This is a genomic window from Mycobacterium sp. PO1 (assembly GCF_017312405.1).
In the GTDB taxonomy this organism is placed as follows: Bacteria; Actinomycetota; Actinomycetes; order Mycobacteriales; family Mycobacteriaceae; genus Mycobacterium.
The window spans coordinates 25,700-47,377 of the sequence record NZ_BLTG01000019.1; the positions used below are offsets into that span (position 1 = coordinate 25,700).

A 21,678-nucleotide genomic window follows, 5' to 3' on the forward strand; every position below is an offset into this window, starting at 1 on the left:
AGGTTCCGCCGTGCCGAAGACGATCTATGTCGTGACCCACCCCGAGGCCACCCATCACGTCGAGCGACTGGTCGGCGGATGGCATGACTCCGTGTTGACCGCCAACGGTCGGCGTGACGCGCAAGTCATCGCCCGAGTGCTGCGGGCCCGGATTCCGAGCGATGCCGAAGCGGAACTGTTCTCGTCGGACTCGCTGCGTGCCCGCACCACCGCGGAGGCCATCGGCGAGTCACTGGGAGCACATGTCATCGCGGACCCCCGACTTCGGGAGAAGTCGTACGGAATCGCCGATGGCCGTCCGCAAGGTTGGTTGGACACGCGCTTCGTTCCTCCGCCACGATCGGGCGAGCGTCTCTTGCACGATGAGGGCATACTCGGCGCTGAGACGAAGGCCGACTTTGCCGCCAGAGTGTTCGCCGCGATGGCGGAGATCACGGCCAGCGACGCGACTCACCAGGTGATCGTGACCCACGGCTTCACTCTCACCTTCATCATCGCGGCGTGGATCGGGATGCCCCTTTCTGCAGTCGGTTCGGTGAACTTCCGGGCCGACCCGGGCAGTGTCAGCACCCTCCACGAGGACGACTACTTCCACAATCGGCAAGTGTCGGCGCTTGCGGAAAGACTGGCGTTCTACGACTGAATCAATGTCTCCAGGGCCGTCCGGATCGGCTGCGGGATCGGCACCGCACGGCGGCTATGGCGGTCGACGAAGACGTGCACGAACTGGCCGTGGGCCACGGCTTCGGTGTCGGTGTCGGTGAAGATCGCGACCCCGTAGGTCACCGACCGGTTGCCGAGTTTGTCGACGCGAAGCCCGGCTCGTAACCGGTCCGGGTAGGCCACCGGGGCTCGGTAGGAGCACTGCGACTCGACCACCAGCGCGATCACCGGCGAGTGGTGGATGTCCAGGCCGCCCTCGGTGATCAGGAAGTGGTTGGCCACGGTGTCGAAGTAGCTGTAGTACGTCACGTTGTTGACGTGGCCGTAGACATCGTTGTCCATCCAACGGGTGGTGATGGGCAGGAAGTAGCGGTAGTTCCCGGCCACGGGATCGGCGGACATCACCAGTACCGCATCGCATCGCCGAACGTCTCGGCCAGCAGCGCCTCGTCGAACTCGATCGGTGCGTTGCCCAGCAGGCGCTGCTGCGGCCACGCCCCCTCGGCCAGCGCCTGCGCATCGGCCGCGGTGTACCCGACGCCGGTCAACCCGTTGGGCATGCCGACGCCACGCATGATGCCGATCAGGTGCTCGGCGAGAATGCCCCCCGCGTCGCGACCGGTATCGGCGCCGGCGACGTCGGCGCCCAGGTGGTGCGCGGCCTGCAGGTGCCGGTGCGGGTCGCTGCCGGACGTCACGCGGAATGCCGAGGGAGCGTTGAGGATCACTGCCATGCCGTGTGGGACGAGGGGCTCATCACCCGGATAACCCTGCGGGTGGAACCGCCTGACCCGCCCCGCCACCGCGTAGGCCATCGCGTGTGGCGCGTGCACTCCGGCGTTGCCGAACGCGATGCCCGCCAGCGTCGCGGCCCACATCGTCTGTTCGCGCGCCTCCCGGTCGTCCGCATCGGTGACCGCGCGCTGCAAATATTCGCCCAGCAGGCGCAGCGCCTCTCGGCTGCCCAGATCGCTCCACGGGTTGGCGCCCTGGCTCATCGGGCGCTGGCTGGGTCGCTGCGGCGCCGCGCGCCGGGTGTGGGGGCGTGCGGTGTAGGACTCCAGCGCGTGCGACAGGACATCCAGGCCGCTACACGCCACCACCTCGGAGGGCAGGGTGTCGGTGCAATCCGGATCGACCAGCGCCTCGGTCGGCCGCAATGCCGGCGCGGCGATGCCGGTCTTGGCGTGCAGGGACAGCAGGTCGAAGATCGCGATCCCGGTGACCTCGCTGCCGGTTCCCGAGGTCGTCGGGCAGGCGATGTGCGGGGCGAGGGGTCCGGGTACCGGGTTTCCGCCGCCGATGGGGGCGTTGACGTAGTCGAGGAAGTCCGCCGGGTGCGTGGCGTACAGATCGGCGGCCTTGGCGGTGTCGATGACCGATCCGCCGCCCACCGAGACGTAGCCATCGGGTTTCGTTTCCGTCGCGAAAGCCACTGCCTGCGCGAAGGATTGGTCGGTGGGTTCGACCCGGGAATCGGTGTAGGTGACGGTGTCGAGGCCCGCCGCACGCAGGGAGCGTTGCACAGTGTCGAACACCTCGAGACCGGAAACCGTCGGATCGGAGAACAGCGCGACCCGCGTCATCCCCAGCGCCCTGGCTCGGTCACCGACCTCACGCAGACACCCCCGGCCGAAGGTGACGCGTGAGGCGTCGACGGTGAACGCGGTGTCGTGGCCGTCGAGTCCGTCGGCGTCGTGGCAGCAACTCATGTCTGCATTCTCCAGTCGGGGTCGCTTCGGCGCGGCCGGATCGGCGGGGACGAGGCGGACGCGTTGACGATCAGCGCGAGCATCACCAGCGCGATGCCGGCGAGTTCGACCGGGGTGGGGTACTGCGCCAGCACCGCCGCACCCACCACCGTCGCGGTGGCGGGCAGCAGCGCCAACAGCAAGGCGAAGCGGGCCCGCCCGATCGTGGCCAGCACGGGCTGGTCCAGCGCGTAGGGGATCACGCTGGACAGCACGCCCACCCCCATGCCGAACACCCAGGTGCGGGCGTCCCCGAAGACGGAGGCGTCGTTGCCCAGCTGCACACCGACCAGAAGGGGCGCCGACAGCACCGCGGCGGCGGCCATCCCGACCGCGAGGGAGTCCAGTCCGGCACCGGCGTCTGCCACCGACTTGCCGACCAGGATGTAGCCCGCCCAGAGCGCGGCGGCGAGCAGCGCGAACAGCAGACCGACGGGGTCGACATCGGTCTGCACCCCGGCCAGCAGGACGACACCGGCCACAACCAGCGCGACGGCCGCGACGTCACGGGCGCGGCGCGAACCCAGCGTCGCCACCGCGACGGGTCCGACGAACTCCACCGCGACGGCGGTGCCCAGCGGAATGCGCGCGATCGCCTCGTAGAACGCCACGTTCATGCCGACGGTGACGAGGCCGAAAGCCGCGGCGGCGCCGGCGCTGCGCCAGGTCCAGCCACGCCGCCATGGTCGCCGCCATGCCAGCAGCACCAGCGCCGCCGCGGCCGCGCGCAGCCAGGCCACCGTCGCGGGTTCGGTCGTCTCGAACAGGAAGACCCCGACAGCCGCGCCGAGGTATTGCGATACCGCTCCGGCCATGAAGAACATCGGAACCGACCAACCCGGCAGCGGACCCGACACACTCTCGAGTACACCAGCACGCTCCGCTCGTGGTTTCGGCGGGCGGCCCGGAAGATCTCCCGCCGTCGGAGCGTTTCGACCGGATGCGGCCGGGTAACTCCGGAGCCGACTGTCGGGGCAGCGACGCCTGTCAGGTTTTCCCATTCGTCGAGTACAGGCAGGTCGAGATGAAGCAATTGGGTCGTTGGTTGGCGGCGGGCGCCGGTGCGGTGGCGGCAGCGGCGGGTACTCCGGTGGTTGCCGCCCCCGCCTACGCCGCACCGTGTCCGGACGTCGAGGTGGTCTTCGCCCGCGGGACGTTCGAGCCGCCGGGCATCGGTGCCACGGGCCAGGCTTTCGTGGATGCCCTGCGGGCCAGGCTGCCCGACCGCACCGTGCAGGACTACGCGGTGAACTACCCGGCGTCGCTGGACTTCGCGACGGCAGCCGCCGGCGTCATCGACGCCAGCAACCGGGTGATGACGACGGCGGCGAACTGTCCCGACACCGAGACGGTGGTCGGCGGGTTCTCCCAGGGAGCCGCGGTGGCCGCCTACATCACCGCCGACGCGATCCCGCAGGGGTACACCCCTCCGCCGGGCATGACGGGCCCGATGCCGGCAGACGTCGCTGACCACGTCGCGGCCGTGGCGTTGTTCGGCAAGCCGTCCAGCGGTTTCCTGCAGATGATCTACACCGGTGCGCCACCGATCACGGTCGGGTCCCGGTACGAATCCAAGACCGTGGATCTGTGTATTCCGGAAGACCCGGTGTGTTCGCCGGGGGGCGGGGACAACGGCGCGCACGGCGCCTACGCCGTCAGGGGACTCACCGACCAGGCCGCCGACTACGTCGTGGCCGAGCTGACGGGCAACCCACAACCGGTCGACCAGGCGGCCGGAGGGTAGGGCCGCGAACCCACCGCGGAGTTAGAGTCGAGGACGATGAAGGCGGTGGTGTGCGGAGCCGGAATCGCCGGGCTGTCGCTGGCTCATGAGCTCGCGACGCGTGGTGACGAGGTCGTGCTGCTGGAACGGTCGCCGCGCCCGCGCGAGCAGGGCTACATGATGGATTTCTTCGGGCCCGGCTACGACGCGGCCGAGCAGATCGGTGTGCTGCCGGCGATTCTCGACGTGTCCTACGACATCGACGAGGCCAGCTTCGTCGACTCGAAGGGCCGGTCCCGCGCCCGGTTGCCGTACGACCGCTTCCGTCGGGCCGTCGGCGGTCGGTTGTGCAGCCTGATGCGCCCGGACCTGGAACAGGTGCTGCGTGAAGCTCTGCCGAGTTCGGTGGAGGTGCGCTTCGGCGCCGAGGTGACCGCATGTGTGGACCGCGGGCCGGACGTGGAGGTGTGCACGGCCGACGGGGCCGCGTTGGCCGCCGATGTCCTCATCGGGGCCGACGGAATCCACTCCGCCGTGCGCCGCCTCACCTTCGGCGCGGAGTCGAATGCGCTGTGCTATCTCGGCTTTCATACCGCCGCCTTCGTGTTCGACGATGCGCGCATCCGCGAGGCGTGCGCCGGCCGGTTCGCGTTGACCGACACGATCGGTCGTCAGATGGGCTTCTACGCGTTACGCGACGGACGCGTGGCCGCGTTCGGCGTGCACCGTACGCCGGACCCGGGGCTGCCCGACGACACCCGCACCGCCGTCCGTGAGGCCTACCGCACCCTGCAGTGGGTGGTGCCCGAGGCACTGGCGCAGTGTCCGCCGTCGGAAGAGATCTACTACGACCAGGTCGCCCAGGTGGTAATGCCGGCGTGGAGCGCAGGCCGGGTCGCGCTGGTCGGTGACGCGTGCCACGCCGTGTCGCTGCTGGCCGGCCAGGGCGCCTCGTTGGCTGTCGCCGGCGCCAGAGTGCTTGCCGCGCAGCTGCATTCCGGCGCTCCGCTGGTTCAGGCGCTCGCGGCTTACGAAAGACAGTGGCGGCCCGTCGCCGAAGACAGACAGGCATCGGGACGGGCGACGGCCCGATGGTTCCTGCCGCGCACCCACGCCGAACTGTGGGTGCGGCGGGCAGCACTGCGATTGGCCGGTCTCCCGCTCGTCAACCGCGCCCTGGGCGCCTTCCTCTCCGGTAGCTGAGAAACGCTGGAAACAACCGGGAAACACGGCGGCCACGGGGTGGTATCCGACCGGCGATAGCTTCGATGCGCATGAACGCGCTGAAAAGTCCCGCTCTGCAGATTTCCATCGCTGCCGTCGCGGGGCTGATGTTCGGTCTGGTGGTCGGTGAGTGGGCCGCAAATCTGAAGTTCGTCGGCGACATGTTCATCCGGCTGATCCAGATGTCCATCGTCCCCTTGGTGTTGGCGTCGGTGATCGTGGCGACCGGCTCGATGACGGGCACCGGCACCGGCCGGATCGCGGTACGCACCTTCACGTGGATGCTCGGGTTCTCCTTTGTCGCAGCGGTTCTGGCCTGGCTGTTGAGTGTGCTGATCCAGCCCGGCACCGGAATGGTCTTCACCGGAGAGGTCGACGCATCCCTCGAGGAGTCCGCCCCGGAAACCGGCGGCTGGCAGGACACCCTGCTGAACTTCGTGTCGACGAACATCTTCGAGGCGATGGCCAGTGCGACGATGGTGCCGATCATCGTGTTCGCCTTGCTGTTCGGCGTCGCATTGCGCCTCCAGATCAACAGGACCGGCGACACCTCGGTGTTGTCCTTCGTCGACCAGGTCCAGCAGATCGTGCTCACCATGATCCGGCTGATCATGTACGTCGCCCCGATCGGCGTATTCTGCCTGCTGGCGCCGCTGGCCGGAGATGTCGGGTTCGCGGTGGTCACCTCGGGCCTGAAGTACCTGGGTGCGACGCTGATCGGCGTCCTGATCCTGTTCGTGCTGTTCGTCGTGACGGTCACGCTGCTCACGCGGCTCAGTCCGTGGAAGCTTCCCGGAAAGCTCGCCGAGCAGACCGCGATCGCGGTGACGACCACCAGTTCGGCGGTGACGTTCCCCACCGTGCTGCGCAACACCGTGGAGAAGGTCGGCGTCAGCCAGAAGGTCGCGAACTTCACGCTGTCGGTCGGTTTGACGATGGGGTCCTACGGCGCGGTGCTCAACTACATGATCGTGGTGATGTTCCTGGCCCAGTCAGGTGGTATCCAGCTGGGTTTCGGACAGATCGCGCTCGGCATGGGGCTGGCGATCATGCTGAACATGGGCACCATCACGGTGCCGGGCGGGTTCCCGGTGGTGGCGACGTTCCTGGCCAGCTCGCTGGACCTGCCGTTCGAGGCGATCGGACTACTGATCGCCGTCGACTGGTTCGCCGGCATCTTCCGCACCTTCCTCAACGTCAACGGCGACACCTTCGTCGCGATGCTGGTCGCCAACGCCGACGACGAGATCGACCGCGATGTCTACAACGGCACCAAGACCGTGACCGCCGAGAGCGTGGACCTCGACGAGTACGCCGACGTGATGGCTCGCGCGGATCAAGCGGATTGATCAGCCGGGTCGCGACGCCATCGCTGCTGGGGATCGACGAGCTGGGTGGTCGCGGTGAGGATCGCCTCCCGCACCTCGTCGGCGGTCATGTGGTCGAGCCCGGCCGATGCGCGCAGGAAAGGCGCGAACAGGCGCCAACCCAGCTGCAGTGCCACGGCATTCGCCGCGGCGAGGCGCGCGGTGTGCTCGCAGTCGTGCAGCGCTGCGATGCGGTCGAGCAGCAGCGCCACCGCCGGAAACGTCGTCTGGTACTCCCCGACCGGGAAGCCTTCCAGCAGCGCGCGCGCCATCACCACGGATTGCAGGGTCAGCGCGTCTTCGATGTCTTCCAGGGGCGCCTGCCGCTCGAGAAGCTCGGCGACGCGCCGCCCGAGATGCTCCAGTGTCGCCCCGACGAGCTGTTCTTTGGTACCGAAGTACCGGAAAACCAGGCCGTGGTTCACCCCGGAACACCACGCCACTTCGCGGATCGACGTCGCCGCGGGCCCCTTCTCGGCGTAGAGGTCCGCCGCCGCCGCCAGCACCGCGGCGACCACAGCGGCCCTGCCGACCGGCGCAGGCCGCGCCGACAGCTGTGTAGTCATGCGACTACAGTAGGTCCGCAACGGCGTGTAGTCAAATGACTGCACTTGACCGCATGGGGACTTAAGTCCCTGCCGAACGTGGCCGATGGCCGCAGCGTGGCGAGCCGGACGGAACCTAGCGTCGTCGCGTGAGGGCAGAACTGAAGGCCTACGAGTACGGCTATCGCATCCGGTGGTCGGGCAAGGACCGCGGTTACGTGGCGACTGTCGCGGAATGGCCGGCGATCACGTCGCCCCCTGCCGACACACCCCATGCGGCGTTGCAGTCGGTGATCAAGGCGGTCGTCCGTGAGCTGCGCCGCTGCGACGCCGAGGGCCGAGCCAGGCCGCCGACGTTGGGACGTGACGACCAGCCGCTCACGTCGGACGCGTCATGACGACGCCGCCAGCCGGGCCCGTTCGGTCACCGAGGCGACGACCCCGCCGTCGTTGAGGATGTCGGTGCCGGTCAGGTACCCGGCCTTGTCGCCGGCACAGAACGCCAGCAGTTCGGCCATCTCCTCGGGCTTGCCCCACCGCGGCACCGCGGCGTCGGCGACCATCGCCCCCGCCCCGGCGTTCTCCTCGAGCCGGCCCATCTCGGTGTCGGTCGATCCCGGCGAGATCGACAGGACGCGTAAGCCCTTCGCGGTGAACCGCTCGGCCTGCGCACTGCTGTACCAGCGTACGAAGGACTTGCTCACTCCGTAGGCGACACCGGAGCGGAATTCCTCGGGCAGCGACTCCCACGCCGGTCGCATCTTCTGCAGGAATGCGGCGGGATCCGACAGCGCCACCGGGAAATACTGCGCCGGAATCATGTCCGCCGGCAGCAGATACGCCGCCATCGAGGCGACGTTGACCAGCGCCGCACCCTGAGGGGCGATGGCGTGGAAGCGCTCACCCACGGTGACGGTCCCCACCGCGTTGGTGCGCATGACGTAGTCCGCATCGCCCATGCTGGGGCTCACTCCGGCGGTGTGGATCACCGAAACCAGCTCACCCAGGCCGCCGGCGGTGTCGAAGACCGCGCTCACGGCGTCGGGGTCGGTGACATCGGCGGACACACCGATCGCGGAGATGCCGCGGTCTTTCAGCGCCGCCACCGCCGCGTCGAGCCGCTCAGCCCGGACATCGGCCAGCACCACGGCATGGTCTCGGCCGACGACGGCGGCCGTCGCCGTACCCATACCCCCGGCACCACCGGTGATCACCGTCACACGTGTCATTCCTAGACTGTATAACGACCTTTGGTGACCAGTGCTCAGGCTTCTTCTAGGGCCTCGCCGATCTCCTGCACCACCCGGTTGTGGTCTTCCTGGACGAGGAAGTGGCCCGCACCCAACACCAGTGCGACCGGCCACTCGATGATCTCCACCGCTGCCAGCACGCCCAACGCCCCGTAGAACGCCAGTTGTTCGGGCCGGGGCAGCGGCACCCGTCCGATCAACGGCAGATCCACCGAGAACGACTGCCCGCGACGGACCTTCTGCACCGCTTCGTGCCGGGACGCCGACTGCTTCGGAATTTCGGCCATTTGTTGCCTTTCGGTCATGTCGGGTTGGGCCTTCAGACGCCTGCCATCCGGACCGTGGAAGGCGTGTCAACACCCGGTGTCCGCGTCACGTCCGACCCCGTGTCCGTCATGTCCCACGTCATCGCGATTCCGTTGCGGGAAGTGTATGCAGTGCTGTGGCGGCTCGGCGTTGTCGACATCGAGGACTGAAACCTGCTGACCACTCGCGGCGCCACCGTCGCCGCGACGGTGGCCACACCCGCTGTGCCCAGTCCCTGCGCCCAGCCAACCGGCCCCAACGGGGTGCACCCCAACAGCTGGCTGACTCCGGGAGTGCTGATCAGTGCGCCGAGCGCCACCAGCGACCCGACGGCGGTGGTCACCACCAGCGGGCTGTGGGAGTCGATCAGCGTCTGACCGAGCTGCGTCGACACCAGCGCCACCAGCGCCACGGTCGACGCCCGGCGCGGCTGCAGCGTGAAGCCGGCCATCACCCAGGCCGAGGTGGCCGCCGCGGCAGTGGTCGCACCCCGGATCGCCACCGTGCGCCACAGCGCTGCCTGGTCCGGTCCGCGCCCGGCCTCGCCGTCGGCCACGATCGTCGGGCTGACCGCCAAGGCCGCCGCGGGCAGGGCGTCGGTCATCATGTTGACCAGCAGCAGCTGCCGGGTGTTCAACGGTGAGGAGCCCGTCATCGCCGAGCCCACGATCGAGAACGCCACTTCACCGGCATTGCCACCGAGCAGCACCGCCACGGCCGCCTGCACCCGCCGCCACAGCTGCCTGCCCTCGTCCAGGGCGTCCAGCAGGGCACCGATGCGACCGTCGAGCAGCATCACGTCGGCGGCGGTGCGAGCGGGATCGCTGCCCCGGCTCGCGACGCCGATTCCGACGGTGGCCGACCGGATCGCCGCGGCGTCGTTGGCGCCGTCCCCGACCATCGCGCACACCAGCTCGATGCGCTCGAGGGTCTGCACGACCTGCACTTTGTGTTCGGGCGTCATGCGGGCGAACACGACCTTCTCCCGCACCGCCTTCTCCTGGCCACGTCGGGGCAGCTTCGCCCACTCGGAGCCGCTGATCACGTGCTCGGCGGTGACCTGCAGCCCCATGTCACCGGCGATCGCGGTCGCGGTCACCGGATGGTCGCCGGTGATCAGCCGCACTCCGATCCCCTGGGCCGCGAGTGCCGCGAGCACCGCCGCCGAGTCCTCCCGGGGTGTGTCCGACAGCCCGAGCAGACCGATCACCTCCAGGTCGTCCGCGCACAGCTCGGCGAAGGCACGGTCGTCGCGGATCGCGGCCGAGCGCTGCCGGTCGGTGACCGTGCGGCGCGCCACGGCGATCACCCGCAGCCCGGACGCCGCCATGTCCTGCACGGTGCGTTCGACGTCGGCGTCGGCGTCGACCCGCGCGGCCAGCAGAACCTCCGGTGCGCCCTTGACGACGAGTTCGGAGCCGATCAGCGATGCCGCGAACGGCCGCCCGGACCGGAACGGCAGGTGCGCGTCGGCGGGGCCGGCGTCGAGTCCACGTTTCTGCGCGGCCTCGGCCACCGCCGCGTCGGTGGCGTGCTGATGGTTGCCGCCGTTGCTCGGCTCGGTGGCGCCGGCGGCACAGGCCACCACCTGGTCTTCGGTGATGCCGCCGAACGCGTGGACGCGGGTGGTCTGGAGCCGGTTCTCGCTGAGCGTGCCGGTCTTGTCGAAACAGACCACGTCGACCCGGCCGAGGGCCTCGACCGCTTTCGGGGTGCGAACAAGCGCGCCGGCGGCCGACAGGCGGCGCGCCGACGCCTGTTGAGCCAACGTCGCGACCAACGGCAGGCCCTCCGGCACGGCTGCGACGGCGACCGCCACGCCGCTGGCGATGGCGTCGCGCAGCGGAGTCGCCCGCAACAGGCCGAGACCGCCGACCAGAGCTCCGCCGGCAAGGCTGAACGGCAACGCGCGGTTGGTCAGTTCGCGCAACTGGGTCTGCAGTCCGACCGCGGCACTGTGCCCGGGGGCGACGTCGGCGGCCCGCCGGATCTGGGTCTGCGCGCCGACCGCGGTGACGACACCGACCGCGCTGCCGCTGACCACCGTCGTGGTGCCGTACAGCATGCAGCTGCGCTCGGCGACGATGGCACCGGGAGTGGCATCGACACGTTTGGGCACCGGCAACGACTCACCGGTCAACGCGGACTCGTCGACCTCCAGGTCGACCGCTTCGACGATGCGGCAGTCTGCGGGAATGACCTCACCCGCCCGCACCTCGACCAGGTCGCCCGGGCGCAGCTCGTCGGCATCCACGCTGTCGGATCCGCCGCCGGTCACCCGGCGCGCCGGCGGGGCCTGGACCGCCAGCATGCGGCGCAGCAGACGCTCGGCGCGCACCTGCTGGGAGGCGGCCAACACGGCGTTGCCGGTCAGCACCGACCCGACCAGGATGGCATCGACCGGCGAGCCCAGCATCGCGCTGGCGGCCGACCCGACCGCGAGCACCGGCGTGAGCGGGTCGGACAGCTCGTCGCGCACGGCCGTGGCGAGTTCGCCCGCCAGCCGCACCGCTGCACCCGCGGTGCTGTCGACGAATCCCGCGGACGCGCGTGCGGTCGAGGCCAACCGCGACGGCGACGGCGCAGGCCGATCGGCGGGCGGCGGCAGGGCGTCCCGGACCTGCTCGACGGGCATCGCGTGCCACTGCTGGGTCGGCGTCGGCGTGGGCGCCGCGGCGGAGAGCACGCCGCGCGCCGCGAACAGACCCGTGGCGAGTCCGGCAGCGGCACCTGCGGTGACCGGTCCGGTCCCCTGGCCGCGCACGCCCGGGATCAGGAGCAGACCGCCGAGCAGCGAGGCGCTGGTCGCCAACTCGATGCCGCGCCGGCTGACCCGCCGGGCCGCAGGTAAGGCATGCAGGATGCGCCACGTCGCAGCCAGGTCCGGGGTCAGCACGTCGGCTCCCCACGGTGGACGGGTGCCGGCGTCGAGCACGCCGATCGACAGATCGGCACGAGCCAGTGCCGCCGACGACACCACGGCCACCGTGCGGCCTTCGTTCTGCAGCGCGACGACGGCGTCTGCGAGCGCGTCGCCGAGCGTGGTGTCGACCGGGTAGATCTCGTCGAACGACGAGCGCAACTCGTCCAGTTCGTCGCCGTCCACCGTGACGAGGTCGATGTCGGCGTTGCGCACCTCGCCGATGACCGCGGCGGCCAGTGGATGGTGCACGTGGCGGATCAGCACGCGCCCCGCGGACGCGCCGTGCCCGTTGCCCTCGCGTGCGACCGGCGCGGGGTGCCATCCGGCGCCCAGCTTCCCGCGCTGCACCTGCTCCTGCGCCCATTCCCAGACCTCGGTCCGACGCCGCTCGGCGACCTCCTCGAGGTGGCCCACCTGAAGGTCGTCGGTGAGCAACACCCGCGGATCGACGACCACCGCGTCGACGCGGTCCAGGCGGCGCAGCGCCTCCGGGCGCATGGCGACCACATCGTGTCGGTCGGCCATCCCCCGGCTGAGCGTGGCGACGAAAGCCTCCCGGGCGTTGCGGGCCGCCTTCGGTGCGGTCACCACCGCGGCGGTGGCGCCCGCAGCGAGATCGGCGGTCAGCAGCCCGACGGCCGGGGCAGCGACGCCCTGGGCGGTGCCGCTGCGCTGGGCGTGCCGTTCGATCGGCCCAGGCGGCAGCGGGCAGGGTCGCGGCGGGGCAGCGGCGCCGTCGCGCTCCCCGGCCTGCGTCGCGGCCGCGTGGTCGAGATCGAGGCTGGGTTCAAGTCGCTGCCACGCGTGGGAGCCGGCGGTGAGCTCTCCGACCTGGGCGAGGTGGCGGACGAACTCCACGGCCAGTGAGGCGGGCGCCTGGGTGAGGGTGTAGACGGTCGCCGCGGTCAGGCCGAGAACGGTGTCGGCGGCCGGTTTGCCCAACCTGTTCTCCACCACCGCACGCAGGCGGGGCTGGTAGTCGATGGCGGTCAGCGCAGCGGCCAGGCCCGGGGGCAGCGGGCGCCAGGGCAGCAGCCACCCGGCGGTGGCCACGCACAGCCCCGCGCCGTTGGCCGCCGCCGCCACCACGCGGCCGGTCAGCACGACGCCGTCGCCGGGCAGGTCGCTCGGGCGGCGGTCGGTGTCCGCCGGGGCGTGACGCGCCTCGGCGGCCGCGACGGCCTGGCAGAGTTCGTCCATCGAGGGGCCTCCCTCGTCGACGGACACCACGACCCTGCGCACCGAATGATTGAGGCGCGCGTCGCGGACCCCGTCGAGGTCACGCACCGCGGCCAGCACGGCCTCACCGAGTGGCCGACCGTCCTGGCCGTCGAGGCCGTGCACCTCGATCCAGCAGCGGTCCTCGTTGCGCCACCGGCGGCGCGCCGGTGTGCCGCCGACGAGTTCGCGCACCGCCGCGACCGCGCCGGAACCGGGGCCGGCGGGTGCGACCGCGTCGCCGAGGCCGCGGGCGACGGAGGACGTGACCTTCAGGCTGACATCGAGGCCGGTGGCGGCGCACGCGAGCGTGAACGCCACGGGAGCCGTGGCGAGCCGGGCCGCGCGTCCGATCAGGCGTGCTGCGTTACTCACTTGGCGGAGGCGCTGCGCGCCGCCGACTTGCGGGCCGTCGACTTACGGGGAGTCGACTTGCGGGGCGTCGACTTCTGGGCCGTCGATTTCTGGGGGGTCGATGTCTGGGGGGTGGTCACGGCCCGTGCAGTGCCGGATTCTGCGCCGCCGGACCGTTGGTTGATCTGGTGCAGGACCAGCGCGGTGCCGCCGACGGCGAGCAGCAGCGGCCACTCGACCAGTCCGGCCGCTCCGATGGCGCCGAGAGTCAGCGCCGCCGCCCCCGACGAGTGACTTCCGCTGCTCAGCCCGGAGCGCACCCCGTTGGCCGCGCCCTGGATTCCGCCGACCACACCGTTGATCGCCGCGCCCCCGACCGCGCCGGCCGCGGCGGTGGTGGTGTCTGCTACTCGCGCCACGCCCCTGAAGGCTGATTTCACAGGGTTCATGTGCACTCCTCGATACGCCGCATCAGCTGGGGCAATTCATTGTCCAGTCATTCCCCGATAACCGCCCGTTATACACAGCTTTGGTGAACAAACGATTCGGCGTCGCAGGACCGCTGTCGGCGCCTGCCCCGAACGGCTTCGGCGGCACGGCGAACCAGCCGGGCCCCGTCCCGGCCAAACCCGGTGACGCCACATCGTTACCGACGTTTACCCCATCTGTCACACGGGTAACTCACGTCACAGTGGTTGCCGCTAGGTGCCACCGCCAACAGAAAGAGTCGGATGGAACGAGCACATGAACACTGTCTTGTATTTCAGCACCCGTGGCGTCGTCTATGAAACCCGCGCATACAGCAAAGCCGACATCGCCGAGCTGGTCCACGAGCAAGGCCTGCAATGCCTGACCAGCAGTGACCGGCAGTTCGACTTCTGGTTCTCCCCGTCGATGCACCGGTGCCAGCGCCGCGCCAATCGGGCAGCCACCGAGCTGCTGCTGGCGACCACGAACTTCACCGCCACATCCGTGCCGCTGCTACGCGGCTGCGTCGTCGTCGCCACCCATGACGCCGACGGCGACCTCGATGGGCTGAGTTGGCAGCAGCTCGATCTGCTGGCCGAACGCAACCGCGCCCTGAACAGCCGGGACGACCGGGTACTGAGTCGCCGGATCGCCAGAGACCTCCGCCGTCAGCAGCGCGTCGAGCCGGTCATGCCGGCCGCTGCCGGTGCGCGCCCGGCACGACCCCGCGTTCCTGTGTCGCACTGAGCGCGGTCGCCGGTACCGAGTCGCCCGTCTGCCTGCGTAGGCTCGAACCCGTACCGACGACGAAAGATTCACGATCATGAAGGCAACGGTGACTCCGGCCGCCGAGAGTGCGATCACCGACATCGCCCAGCGGCACGGTCTGTCCCGCGAGGCGGTGTTGGCCATGCTGTTCGCGGTGGAGGCCGGCGGCGGCACCATGGCTCAGTTCGCCATCCCGGAGCTCGGCGGCAGCGGACAGTGGATGCGTGGCGGCATGACCATGGTCGGCGACATGTTCGACCACACACTCAAGGCGCGCGTGGACGCACTGTGCACCGAACTCGCTCAGCTGCTCGCCACCACGACGGTGTTCCCCGCTCCGTCGTCCAGTGCTCCGGGCGCCCATGGCGGGTTCACCGCGGCCAACTGGTGGCCGGCCGATCTGGGGGTGCCCAGCGCGACGGGCGGGCAGAACGACGTCCGGTACGCCGTCTTCCCCGCGACGCGGCGCCTGGCCGTGCACCTCAACGGCGTCACCCGGGTGTTCGACACGGGTGATCACCGCGTCGCCGGGGTGTCCCAGCAGCAGGGCGGCGGGTTCGGGTCGATCGTGTTCACCAGCCAGCACGGCACCGTCGACGTCTCGAGCCTCACCGAACTCGGCGACCGGCAGGTGGCGGAAACCCCTGCCGCCGCACCCACTCCACGCCACCGCGCGCCCGAACCGCCGTCGGGGGCGGTCGCGTCGGGCGACCAGGCCGGGATCATCGCCGCCATCGAATCCCTGGCCGGACTACACGAGCGCGGCATCCTGTCCGACGACGAGTTCGCTGCGAAGAAGGCCGAGCTGCTCGGGCGGCTCTGAGCCGGTCCGTCAGCCGCGCCCCTTGCCGAAATACAGCTCCTGGGTGGCCACACAGACCAACTGACCGGACCGGTTGTACATCGTCGAGGTGGCCAGTCCCCGTCCGGCGATGCCGCTGGGCGACGACTGATCCGAGAGCACCCAGTCCGACAGGTCGATCGGCCGGTGGAACCACAGCGCGTGATCGATCAACGCGTTGAACGTGCTGAGCGGCGTCGCACGTCGCATGGTCAGCGCCGTCTCGAGCATCGTGGTGCCCGACAGGTACGTCAGCAGGCAACACCCCAGCACCTCGTCGCACAGGTCGTCCTCGACCGGCTCGGCGGGCCGCCACCACATCCGGATGCGGGGCGAGGGCTCCGGCTGGTCGAGCGCCAACCGCGGCGGAGCGTCGACGTAACGCAGGTCGAACGGTTGGGGCCGCACCCAGTGCCCGCCGAACTCGTCGGCGTAGGCCGCCAACTGCTCCTGCACGGGCAGCAGTGAATCCGGTTCCGGCACATCGGGTATCGGCTGCTGATAGTCGAGCGACTCGACCGGGGTGCTGAACGAAGCCAGCGCTTCGAGCAGGATCTGCCCGTTCTGGCGCGCGGTGATCTGGCGGGTCGACAGCGTGCCGCCGTCGCGGGCCACGTCGACGTCGATGTCCACGGGGTGCCGGGCGTCCCCGGCCCGCACGTAGTAGACGTGCACGCTGTGCGGGACCCGCCCGGGTGTGGTGCGACTGGCCGCCATCAGCGCCTGCCCGGCGATGTGGCCGCCGACGATGTGATGGGCGGGGTTGTCGAGCTGCGTGGCGACGAAGCGCAACTCATCGACCCGGTCGACCTCGAGGGTGGCGACGATGTCGGACAGCGACGGCGATCGGTAGGTCACTCCGGCATCATGCCGTAGGCATCGGAGGGCTCAGCCGGTTAGCATCCGGTGGATGAGCCAGCAGCCCGATTCGGCGGACGTGGAGCAGGAGCCGGACTACCGCTTCACGCTGGCCAACGAACGGACCTTCCTGGCCTGGATCCGCACCGCGCTGGCGCTGATCGCCGGCGGCGTCGCCATCGTCCAGTTCGTGCCGCAGTTCGGCATTCCCGGCGTGCGGCACGCGCTGAGCGTGATCCTCACCGCGGGCGGCGGCATCATGGCGGCATTGGCCGTACGCCGTTGGCAGCGCGTGCAGGGAGCCATGCGCCGCAACGCCGATCTGCCGCCCACCCACGTCCCGGCGCTGCTGGGCGTGACGATCTTCGCGGTCACCGTCGGGGTGCTGATCGTGCTCATGATCTGGCCGCCGGGAGGCTCCTGAGGTGCCCCGCCCTGCGCCGGACAAGCCCGGTCTGCAGGCGGAGCGCACGCTGTTGTCCTGGGAGCGAAGCGCTTTCGGGTTCCTCGTCGGCGGCGCACTGGTTCTGCTGAGACCGCACGGCCCGTTGGGGTTCGGGCGCAGCGCGCTGGCCATCATCGCGGGACTTCTCGCCCTCGTGGCGCTCTGGCTCGGCTACCGGCGGTCCCGGCGCGTGCACACCGAGGCCGGGGCGACGACCCTGCCCGCGCCGACACTGGAGGTGGCCGTCCTGGGTTACAGCACAGCGGGATTCGCGCTGTTGATCGTCACGGCGCTGCTCCTGGCCCCCTGATCTCCCGTTATGGTGCAGCCATGGCTCTGGTCACCTATGAGTGCGACGATCACATCGCCACCATCACCCTCAACCGGCCCGAGGCGCGCAATGCCATCAACGGCGCGTTGCGCCAGGACCTCAACGCGGCGTGGGAACGCTTCCGCGACGACGAGGACGCGTGGGTGGCGATCCTGACCGCCGCCGGCGACGTGTTCTGCGCCGGCGGCGACCTCAAGGACGGCGAGGGATCGGTCGGCACGTTTGCCGGCACCTTCTGGGAGAAGCCCACCATCAACTCGTTCGAGAGTGGGATGGAGTTGTTCAAACCCACCATCGCAGCCGTGCACGGACCGTGCGTCGGCTACGGGGTCACCGGCGTGCTGTTCTGCGACTTCGTCATCGCCTCCACGACGGCGACGTTCTCGTTCCCGGAGGTGACACTGGGAGTGCCGACCATCGTCGGGGCGATCCGGCTGCCCGAACGGGTCCGGTGGGCCGATGCGATGGAACTGCTGTTGACCGGCAAGCCCGTGTCCGCCGGGCGGGCCAAGGAGATGGGCCTGGTGTGGCGGTTGGTCGAGCCCGAGGACCTGCAGGACACCGCTCGCGCATGGGCGCGCACGCTGACCGAAGCGGCACCGCTGGCGCAGCGGGCGACCAAGGAGGTGGCCTGGCGCACCGCCAACATGGGCTGGATCGAGTCCGTGCGATTCGGCGAGACGATGCGCAAGGTCGCCGGGGCGACGCAGGACGTCGTAGAGGGGATCTCGGCGTGGCGGGAGAAGCGCGCCCCGCGCTGGCGGGGACGCTGACGATCCGCGGCCCGGCCTGGGCCGGCGCAGGATCGGCTTCGCTCAGCGGATAGGCTTCGCTCGCCTGATCTGCGTACAGTAAGTCTTTCTACCGAATTTTCGCCTTTTCGTCTCGTGGCTCCAGTGCGTGCGCGGAGGTGTTTGGCCGTAGCAGCACCGCGCTGACCTGCGCACGCGGTTGCCACTGGCTGGTCGAGGAGGCTGCGATGCACGACGAGATCCCTCTCGGCGTCGCCGCGTCCACGGCGTGGGCGTCGGTTCCCCATCCGGTCCTCGTCGTCGACCGGGACGGGACCGTGGGTGGTCTCAGCGACTCCGCCCGGGCCGCACTGCCCCACGTGTCGGTGGGCACGGCCCTGCAGGACGCCGGAATGCCCTGGTTGGCCCGCGCGCACCGGGACTTCCTGGCGGCCGTGACCGACGCCGGCAGCGAGGTCCGCGGCGACATCGGCGCCCAGGAGTTCACCGCGCAGCCGACCACGCTGCCCGACGGGCAGGTCGCCTGGTGGCTGATGGCCCGGCCGGACGCCGTGCTCAGACAGACCCAGGTCGACCTGGCGCGTGAGCGCGAACGAGCCACGGTGCTCGACGAGGCGTCCGCGGTGCTGATGGCGTCGCTGAACCTGGAACGGTGCATGGCCGCCACGGTTCGGCTCGCGGCCGTCCACCTCGCCGATGCCGCCGTGCTCGTCGCTCCCGCCAGCGAGCACCGCCTTCCGGTGGTGTGCTGCGGTCCCGACGGATCCGTCGAGCAGCGGTGGGTCGAGGCCGATCCGGCCGACGTCGCCGGGCTCAGTGAGGCGCTGCGAGGGTTCCCGCCCGTCCCGTCGCGCTGGATCGACCCAGCCACCGTGCCGAACTGGTTGATCCCCACCACGCTGTCGGAATCGCTCGGGTCGGTCGTGATCACGCCGCTTCCCGGACACGGCGTGCCCGCGGGAGCGCTGGTTCTGCTGCGCCGCGAGTCGCACACCGCGTTCAGCGAAGGCGAGGAGATCTTCGCCCGGCTGTTCGCCGCACGCGCGGGCGCGGCGTTGTCCGCGGCCCGGCTGTATGCCGAACAGTCGGCGATCACCCGCACGCTGCTGCGTGAGCTGCTGCCACCTCGGCTGCACCGGCTGCACGGCTTCGAACTCGCCGGCGGGTACCGGGCGTCCGAGGACCACGAGTTGGTCGGCGGCGACTTCTATGACGTCCACCCCGCCGAGGCCCCCGGTGACGAAACCCTGGTCGTACTCGGTGACGTGTGCGGCAAGGGACTGGAGGCCGCGCTGCTCACCGGCAAGATCCGCAACACGCTCCAGGCTCTGGCCCCCCTGGCCGATCAGCACGAAGACGTGCTGAAGCTGCTCAACAGCGCGCTGCTGTCACCGGACAACAGCCGGTTCGCCACGGTGGTGCTGGCCTCGGTGGTGCGCCACGACACCCAGCTGAACCTGCGGCTGACGTGCGCCGGACATCCCGCCCCGCTGATCGTGCGCCACGACGGCTCCGTCGAGACCGCCGATACCCGGGGCGTGCTGGTGGGTGCGTTGCCGCAGTTCAAGGCCCGCTCGTTCGAGACCACTCTGGAGCCGGGCGAGACGTGCCTGTTGTTCACCGACGGCGTCACCGAGGCGCGCGGAGGACCCCTGGGCTCAGAGATCTTCGGAGATCAGCGGCTGTCCGAGGCGCTCGCCGAATGCCTTGGCATGCCGGCCGAGGCGGTGGTCGAACGGATCATGATGCTCACCTCCCAGTGGGTGGGCCGGCTGCCCCATGACGACATCGCCGTGGTGGCCATCACCGCGCCGCGGCGCACCCATCTCACCGCGGTGGACGGCCACACCGCGGGGAGGTACACCGCGTGACCGATCGGGATACCGACACCGTCGCGGCAGTCGACCTCGCCGTGCTGCGCGACCGTCTGTGGGGGGCAGTCGTCGATCACGACGAGTACGCCGCCGCGGCCACCGTCTTCACCGCGGTGGAAGCCGGCACCGCACCGGAGGATGTGCTGCTCGAGGTGATCGCACCGGTGCAGCACCGCATCGGCAGCGAATGGGCCGCCAATCGCCTCACCGTCGCGCAGGAGCATGCCGCGACCGCCATCAACGACCGGGTGATCGCGGCGCTGGCCCACCATCCGGCCGCCCGGTGCAGCGGCGATGCGGGTCGTGTGACGGTGGCGTGTGTCGATGGTGAATGGCATGCACTGCCGGCGCGGTTGTTGGCCGAGGTCCTGCGCCTGCGCGGCTGGCAGGTCGATTTTCTCGGGGCGCAGGTGCCGACCCCACATCTGATCGCCCACCTGCATCTGCACGGCCCCGACGCCGTGGCACTGTCCTGCTCGATCCCCACCCGACTGCCCACCGCGCACGCCGCGATCACGGCGTGTCAGGCCTCCGGTGTCGCAGTCCTGGCCGGCGGCGCCGGGTTCGGCGGGGACGGGCGGTACGCGCGCCTGCTCGGCGCCGATGCGTGGGCGCCGGACGCCCGGTCGGCGGCCACCTGCCTGCGCGGGGCATTCCCCCGCGTGCCGGCCAGCCCGGCACACCAACCCATCGACGATCTCCCGCATTTGGCGGACCAGGAGTACACGATGGTCAGCACCACCGCCGGGCAACTGGTCGGTACGACCATCGATCAACTGGCACAACGCTTTCCAGCTATGGCCGGGTATTCCGAGCAACAGCGCAGGCACACGATCGACGACATCGCGCACATCGTCGACTTCCTCGCCGCGACGCTCTACGTCGACGACGACGAGCTGTTCACCGGATTCATCGGTTGGACCGCTGAGATCCTCACCGCGCGAGGCGTTCCGGCGTCCTCGCTGAACCCTGCCCTGGAGATCATCGCCAGCGAACTCATTGATTTCCCGCGCGTCCAGCGCATCGTCAGCGCCGCCCTGCACACCCTGGCCGCCACGGCCACCGACCCCTCCCTTCACGCATGAAAACCACTGTGACTGTCGACCAGACGACCCGCTCGGCAACCCTGCATCTCGCCGGCGATCTGGACTTCCGCACGAGCGACCCGTTCCTCACCACGGTGCGCCGGGTGCTCGACGACCATCCGGATCTGCAGAAGCTCAGGCTGGACTTCACCGACCTGTCGTTCTGCGACTCGGCCGGGCTGTCCGCTCTGCTGCTCGTGCACCGTCGCACGTCCGCGGCCGGTGTCGATCTGCGGCTGGATCACCGGCCACCGCAACTGGATCGGGTACTCGACGTCACCGGCGTGCTGGACCACCTGACCGCACCCTCGGGGACCGACGACGCGCAGGACGAGACGGTCGGTTAGCTGTCGGCTTCAGCGTGGCCTGACCGCTTGAGCGCATCACGCGGCCGCAGGAAGCCGGGCTGCTGCCGACGGCGCACCGCCCGCACCGTGCCCAGCGGGATGACGCGGGTGAAGAACTCGCTGGCGTCGAAGCAACGCCGCACCTCACGCACGTAGGTCTTCGGAAGCCCGAACCGGATCAGCCCCTGGCTCACGTCGATCAGATCGGCGCGGCGCATCGCTTCCGCCAACGTGGCGTGCGGCCGACTCGACGGGTAACGGGTGAACCGATGATGCTCGGCAACGGCGACGGCCAACTCGGTCGACCAGTCCTGCCGACCCGTCCGCTGTAGCCAATCGTCCTGGACGGCAATGGACGGGACCAGGTAGTCGAGGGTGTCGAACACGGCGAGATCGTGAAAGGCCGCAGCGATCGCCAGCTTGTCGTCGCGGTCAGGATGATCGGGTCCGAGCGCACGGGCGAAGTTGATCACTCGGTAGACGTGCGCGCGGTACGCGGCCCAACCGGATTCATCTCCACCGGCGCGATGGCTGTGTGCGTCGAGGATCTCTTCGACCAGAGGCAGGGAACGGACAATCTCCATG

Annotated in this window: 22 protein-coding genes and 1 pseudogene; 13 read left to right on the forward strand and 10 right to left on the reverse strand. The window is 70.0% G+C overall.

Annotation, left to right across the window (positions count from 1 at the left end):
* Positions 1-10: 10 nt before the first annotated feature.
* Complete coding sequence (locus tag J3476_RS08830) at positions 11-643, forward strand: histidine phosphatase family protein (RefSeq protein ID WP_286182784.1); 633 nt, start codon at positions 11-13, stop codon at positions 641-643.
* On the opposite strand, the gene J3476_RS08835 is transcribed toward J3476_RS08830, so the two are convergent.
* From J3476_RS08835 to J3476_RS08845, 3 genes are read right to left on the reverse strand one after another with little or no spacing between them, the layout of a single operon-like run.
* Positions 634-1,065: a thioesterase family protein gene (locus tag J3476_RS08835; protein ID WP_207066112.1), complete on the reverse strand. Its 432-nt coding sequence runs from the start codon at positions 1,063-1,065 to the stop codon at positions 634-636. The genes J3476_RS08830 and J3476_RS08835 overlap by 10 nt on opposite strands.
* Complete coding sequence (locus tag J3476_RS08840; protein ID WP_207066113.1) at positions 1,065-2,375, reverse strand: hydroxyacid-oxoacid transhydrogenase; 1,311 nt, start codon at positions 2,373-2,375, stop codon at positions 1,065-1,067. The genes J3476_RS08835 and J3476_RS08840 overlap by 1 nt, the downstream gene beginning before the upstream one ends.
* A complete protein-coding gene (locus tag J3476_RS08845; protein ID WP_207066237.1) occupies positions 2,372-3,229 on the reverse strand; it encodes a DMT family transporter in 858 nt (285 codons plus the stop codon). Before J3476_RS08845 ends, J3476_RS08840 begins: the two co-directional genes overlap by 4 nt.
* A gap of 209 nt (positions 3,230-3,438) precedes the next feature.
* Here J3476_RS08845 and J3476_RS08850 point away from each other — a divergent pair, with 209 nt between their 5' ends.
* From J3476_RS08850 to J3476_RS08860, 3 genes are all read left to right on the forward strand, one after another.
* A complete protein-coding gene (locus tag J3476_RS08850) occupies positions 3,439-4,158 on the forward strand; it encodes a cutinase family protein (RefSeq protein WP_207066114.1) in 720 nt (239 codons plus the stop codon).
* Between the two features lie 36 nt (positions 4,159-4,194).
* Positions 4,195-5,340: an FAD-dependent oxidoreductase gene (locus J3476_RS08855; RefSeq protein WP_207066115.1), complete on the forward strand. Its 1,146-nt coding sequence runs from the start codon at positions 4,195-4,197 to the stop codon at positions 5,338-5,340.
* A gap of 71 nt (positions 5,341-5,411) precedes the next feature.
* Positions 5,412-6,710 (forward strand): dicarboxylate/amino acid:cation symporter, encoded by a 1,299-nt coding sequence (locus J3476_RS08860; RefSeq protein ID WP_207066116.1) that lies wholly within the window; start codon positions 5,412-5,414, stop codon positions 6,708-6,710.
* On the opposite strand, the gene J3476_RS08865 is transcribed toward J3476_RS08860, so the two are convergent.
* Positions 6,698-7,294, reverse strand: a complete 597-nt coding sequence (locus J3476_RS08865; RefSeq protein ID WP_207066117.1) for a helix-turn-helix domain-containing protein — start codon at positions 7,292-7,294, stop codon at positions 6,698-6,700. The genes J3476_RS08860 and J3476_RS08865 overlap by 13 nt on opposite strands.
* Positions 7,295-7,422: 128 nt before the next feature.
* Between J3476_RS08865 and J3476_RS08870 the strand changes: the two genes are divergently transcribed.
* Positions 7,423-7,671 carry a hypothetical protein gene (locus J3476_RS08870; protein WP_207066118.1) on the forward strand — a complete coding sequence of 83 codons (249 nt, stop codon included), beginning with the start codon at positions 7,423-7,425 and terminating at the stop codon, positions 7,669-7,671.
* Here the strand turns inward: J3476_RS08870 and J3476_RS08875 are convergent.
* From J3476_RS08875 to J3476_RS08890, 4 genes and pseudogenes are all read right to left on the reverse strand, one after another.
* Positions 7,666-8,502: an SDR family oxidoreductase gene (locus J3476_RS08875; protein ID WP_207066119.1), complete on the reverse strand. Its 837-nt coding sequence runs from the start codon at positions 8,500-8,502 to the stop codon at positions 7,666-7,668. The two genes, J3476_RS08870 and J3476_RS08875, sit on opposite strands and share 6 nt — an antisense overlap.
* Positions 8,503-8,537: 35 nt before the next feature.
* Positions 8,538-8,810: a hypothetical protein gene (locus tag J3476_RS08880; protein WP_207066120.1), complete on the reverse strand. Its 273-nt coding sequence runs from the start codon at positions 8,808-8,810 to the stop codon at positions 8,538-8,540.
* A 131-nt stretch (positions 8,811-8,941) separates the two neighbouring features.
* Positions 8,942-13,345: pseudogene (locus J3476_RS08885) on the reverse strand (HAD-IC family P-type ATPase); the annotation flags it as partial.
* Positions 13,342-13,773: a hypothetical protein gene (locus J3476_RS08890; protein ID WP_207066122.1), complete on the reverse strand. Its 432-nt coding sequence runs from the start codon at positions 13,771-13,773 to the stop codon at positions 13,342-13,344. The pseudogene J3476_RS08885 and the gene J3476_RS08890, both read right to left, overlap by 4 nt.
* A 295-nt stretch (positions 13,774-14,068) precedes the next feature.
* Between J3476_RS08890 and J3476_RS08895 the strand changes: the two genes are divergently transcribed.
* Both J3476_RS08895 and J3476_RS08900 read left to right on the forward strand, forming a co-directional pair.
* Positions 14,069-14,539 carry a hypothetical protein gene (locus J3476_RS08895; RefSeq protein WP_207066123.1) on the forward strand — a complete coding sequence of 157 codons (471 nt, stop codon included), beginning with the start codon at positions 14,069-14,071 and terminating at the stop codon, positions 14,537-14,539.
* Between the two features lie 76 nt (positions 14,540-14,615).
* The gene (locus tag J3476_RS08900; RefSeq protein ID WP_207066124.1) at positions 14,616-15,383 is read left to right on the forward strand and encodes an SHOCT domain-containing protein; all 768 of its coding nucleotides are present in this window, start codon (positions 14,616-14,618) and stop codon (positions 15,381-15,383) included.
* A gap of 9 nt (positions 15,384-15,392) precedes the next feature.
* Here the strand turns inward: J3476_RS08900 and J3476_RS08905 are convergent, their stop codons facing one another.
* Positions 15,393-16,259: an acyl-CoA thioesterase II gene (locus tag J3476_RS08905; RefSeq protein ID WP_207066125.1), complete on the reverse strand. Its 867-nt coding sequence runs from the start codon at positions 16,257-16,259 to the stop codon at positions 15,393-15,395.
* A gap of 52 nt (positions 16,260-16,311) precedes the next feature.
* On the opposite strand from J3476_RS08905, the gene J3476_RS08910 reads away from it, so the two are divergent.
* The 6 genes from J3476_RS08910 to J3476_RS08935 all read left to right on the forward strand — a co-directional run bounded on the left by J3476_RS08910 (position 16,312) and on the right by J3476_RS08935 (position 21,093).
* Positions 16,312-16,683, forward strand: a complete 372-nt coding sequence (locus tag J3476_RS08910; RefSeq protein ID WP_207066126.1) for a YidH family protein — start codon at positions 16,312-16,314, stop codon at positions 16,681-16,683.
* Between the two features lies 1 nt (position 16,684).
* Positions 16,685-17,014 (forward strand): DUF202 domain-containing protein, encoded by a 330-nt coding sequence (locus tag J3476_RS08915; protein WP_207066127.1) that lies wholly within the window; start codon positions 16,685-16,687, stop codon positions 17,012-17,014.
* Positions 17,015-17,034: 20 nt separating this feature from the next.
* Entirely contained in the window at positions 17,035-17,808 is a 774-nt protein-coding gene (locus tag J3476_RS08920; RefSeq protein WP_207066128.1) for an enoyl-CoA hydratase/isomerase family protein, read from the forward strand.
* 206 nt (positions 17,809-18,014) lie between these two features.
* Entirely contained in the window at positions 18,015-19,658 is a 1,644-nt protein-coding gene (locus J3476_RS08925) for a PP2C family protein-serine/threonine phosphatase (protein WP_207066129.1), read from the forward strand.
* The gene (locus J3476_RS08930; protein WP_207066130.1) at positions 19,655-20,746 is read left to right on the forward strand and encodes a B12-binding domain-containing protein; all 1,092 of its coding nucleotides are present in this window, start codon (positions 19,655-19,657) and stop codon (positions 20,744-20,746) included. The genes J3476_RS08925 and J3476_RS08930 overlap by 4 nt, the downstream gene beginning before the upstream one ends.
* Positions 20,743-21,093: an STAS domain-containing protein gene (locus J3476_RS08935; protein WP_207066131.1), complete on the forward strand. Its 351-nt coding sequence runs from the start codon at positions 20,743-20,745 to the stop codon at positions 21,091-21,093. The genes J3476_RS08930 and J3476_RS08935 overlap by 4 nt, the downstream gene beginning before the upstream one ends.
* On the opposite strand, the gene J3476_RS08940 is transcribed toward J3476_RS08935, so the two are convergent.
* Entirely contained in the window at positions 21,090-21,677 is a 588-nt protein-coding gene (locus J3476_RS08940; RefSeq protein WP_207066132.1) for an HD domain-containing protein, read from the reverse strand. The genes J3476_RS08935 and J3476_RS08940 overlap by 4 nt on opposite strands.
* Position 21,678 lies beyond the last annotated feature (1 nt).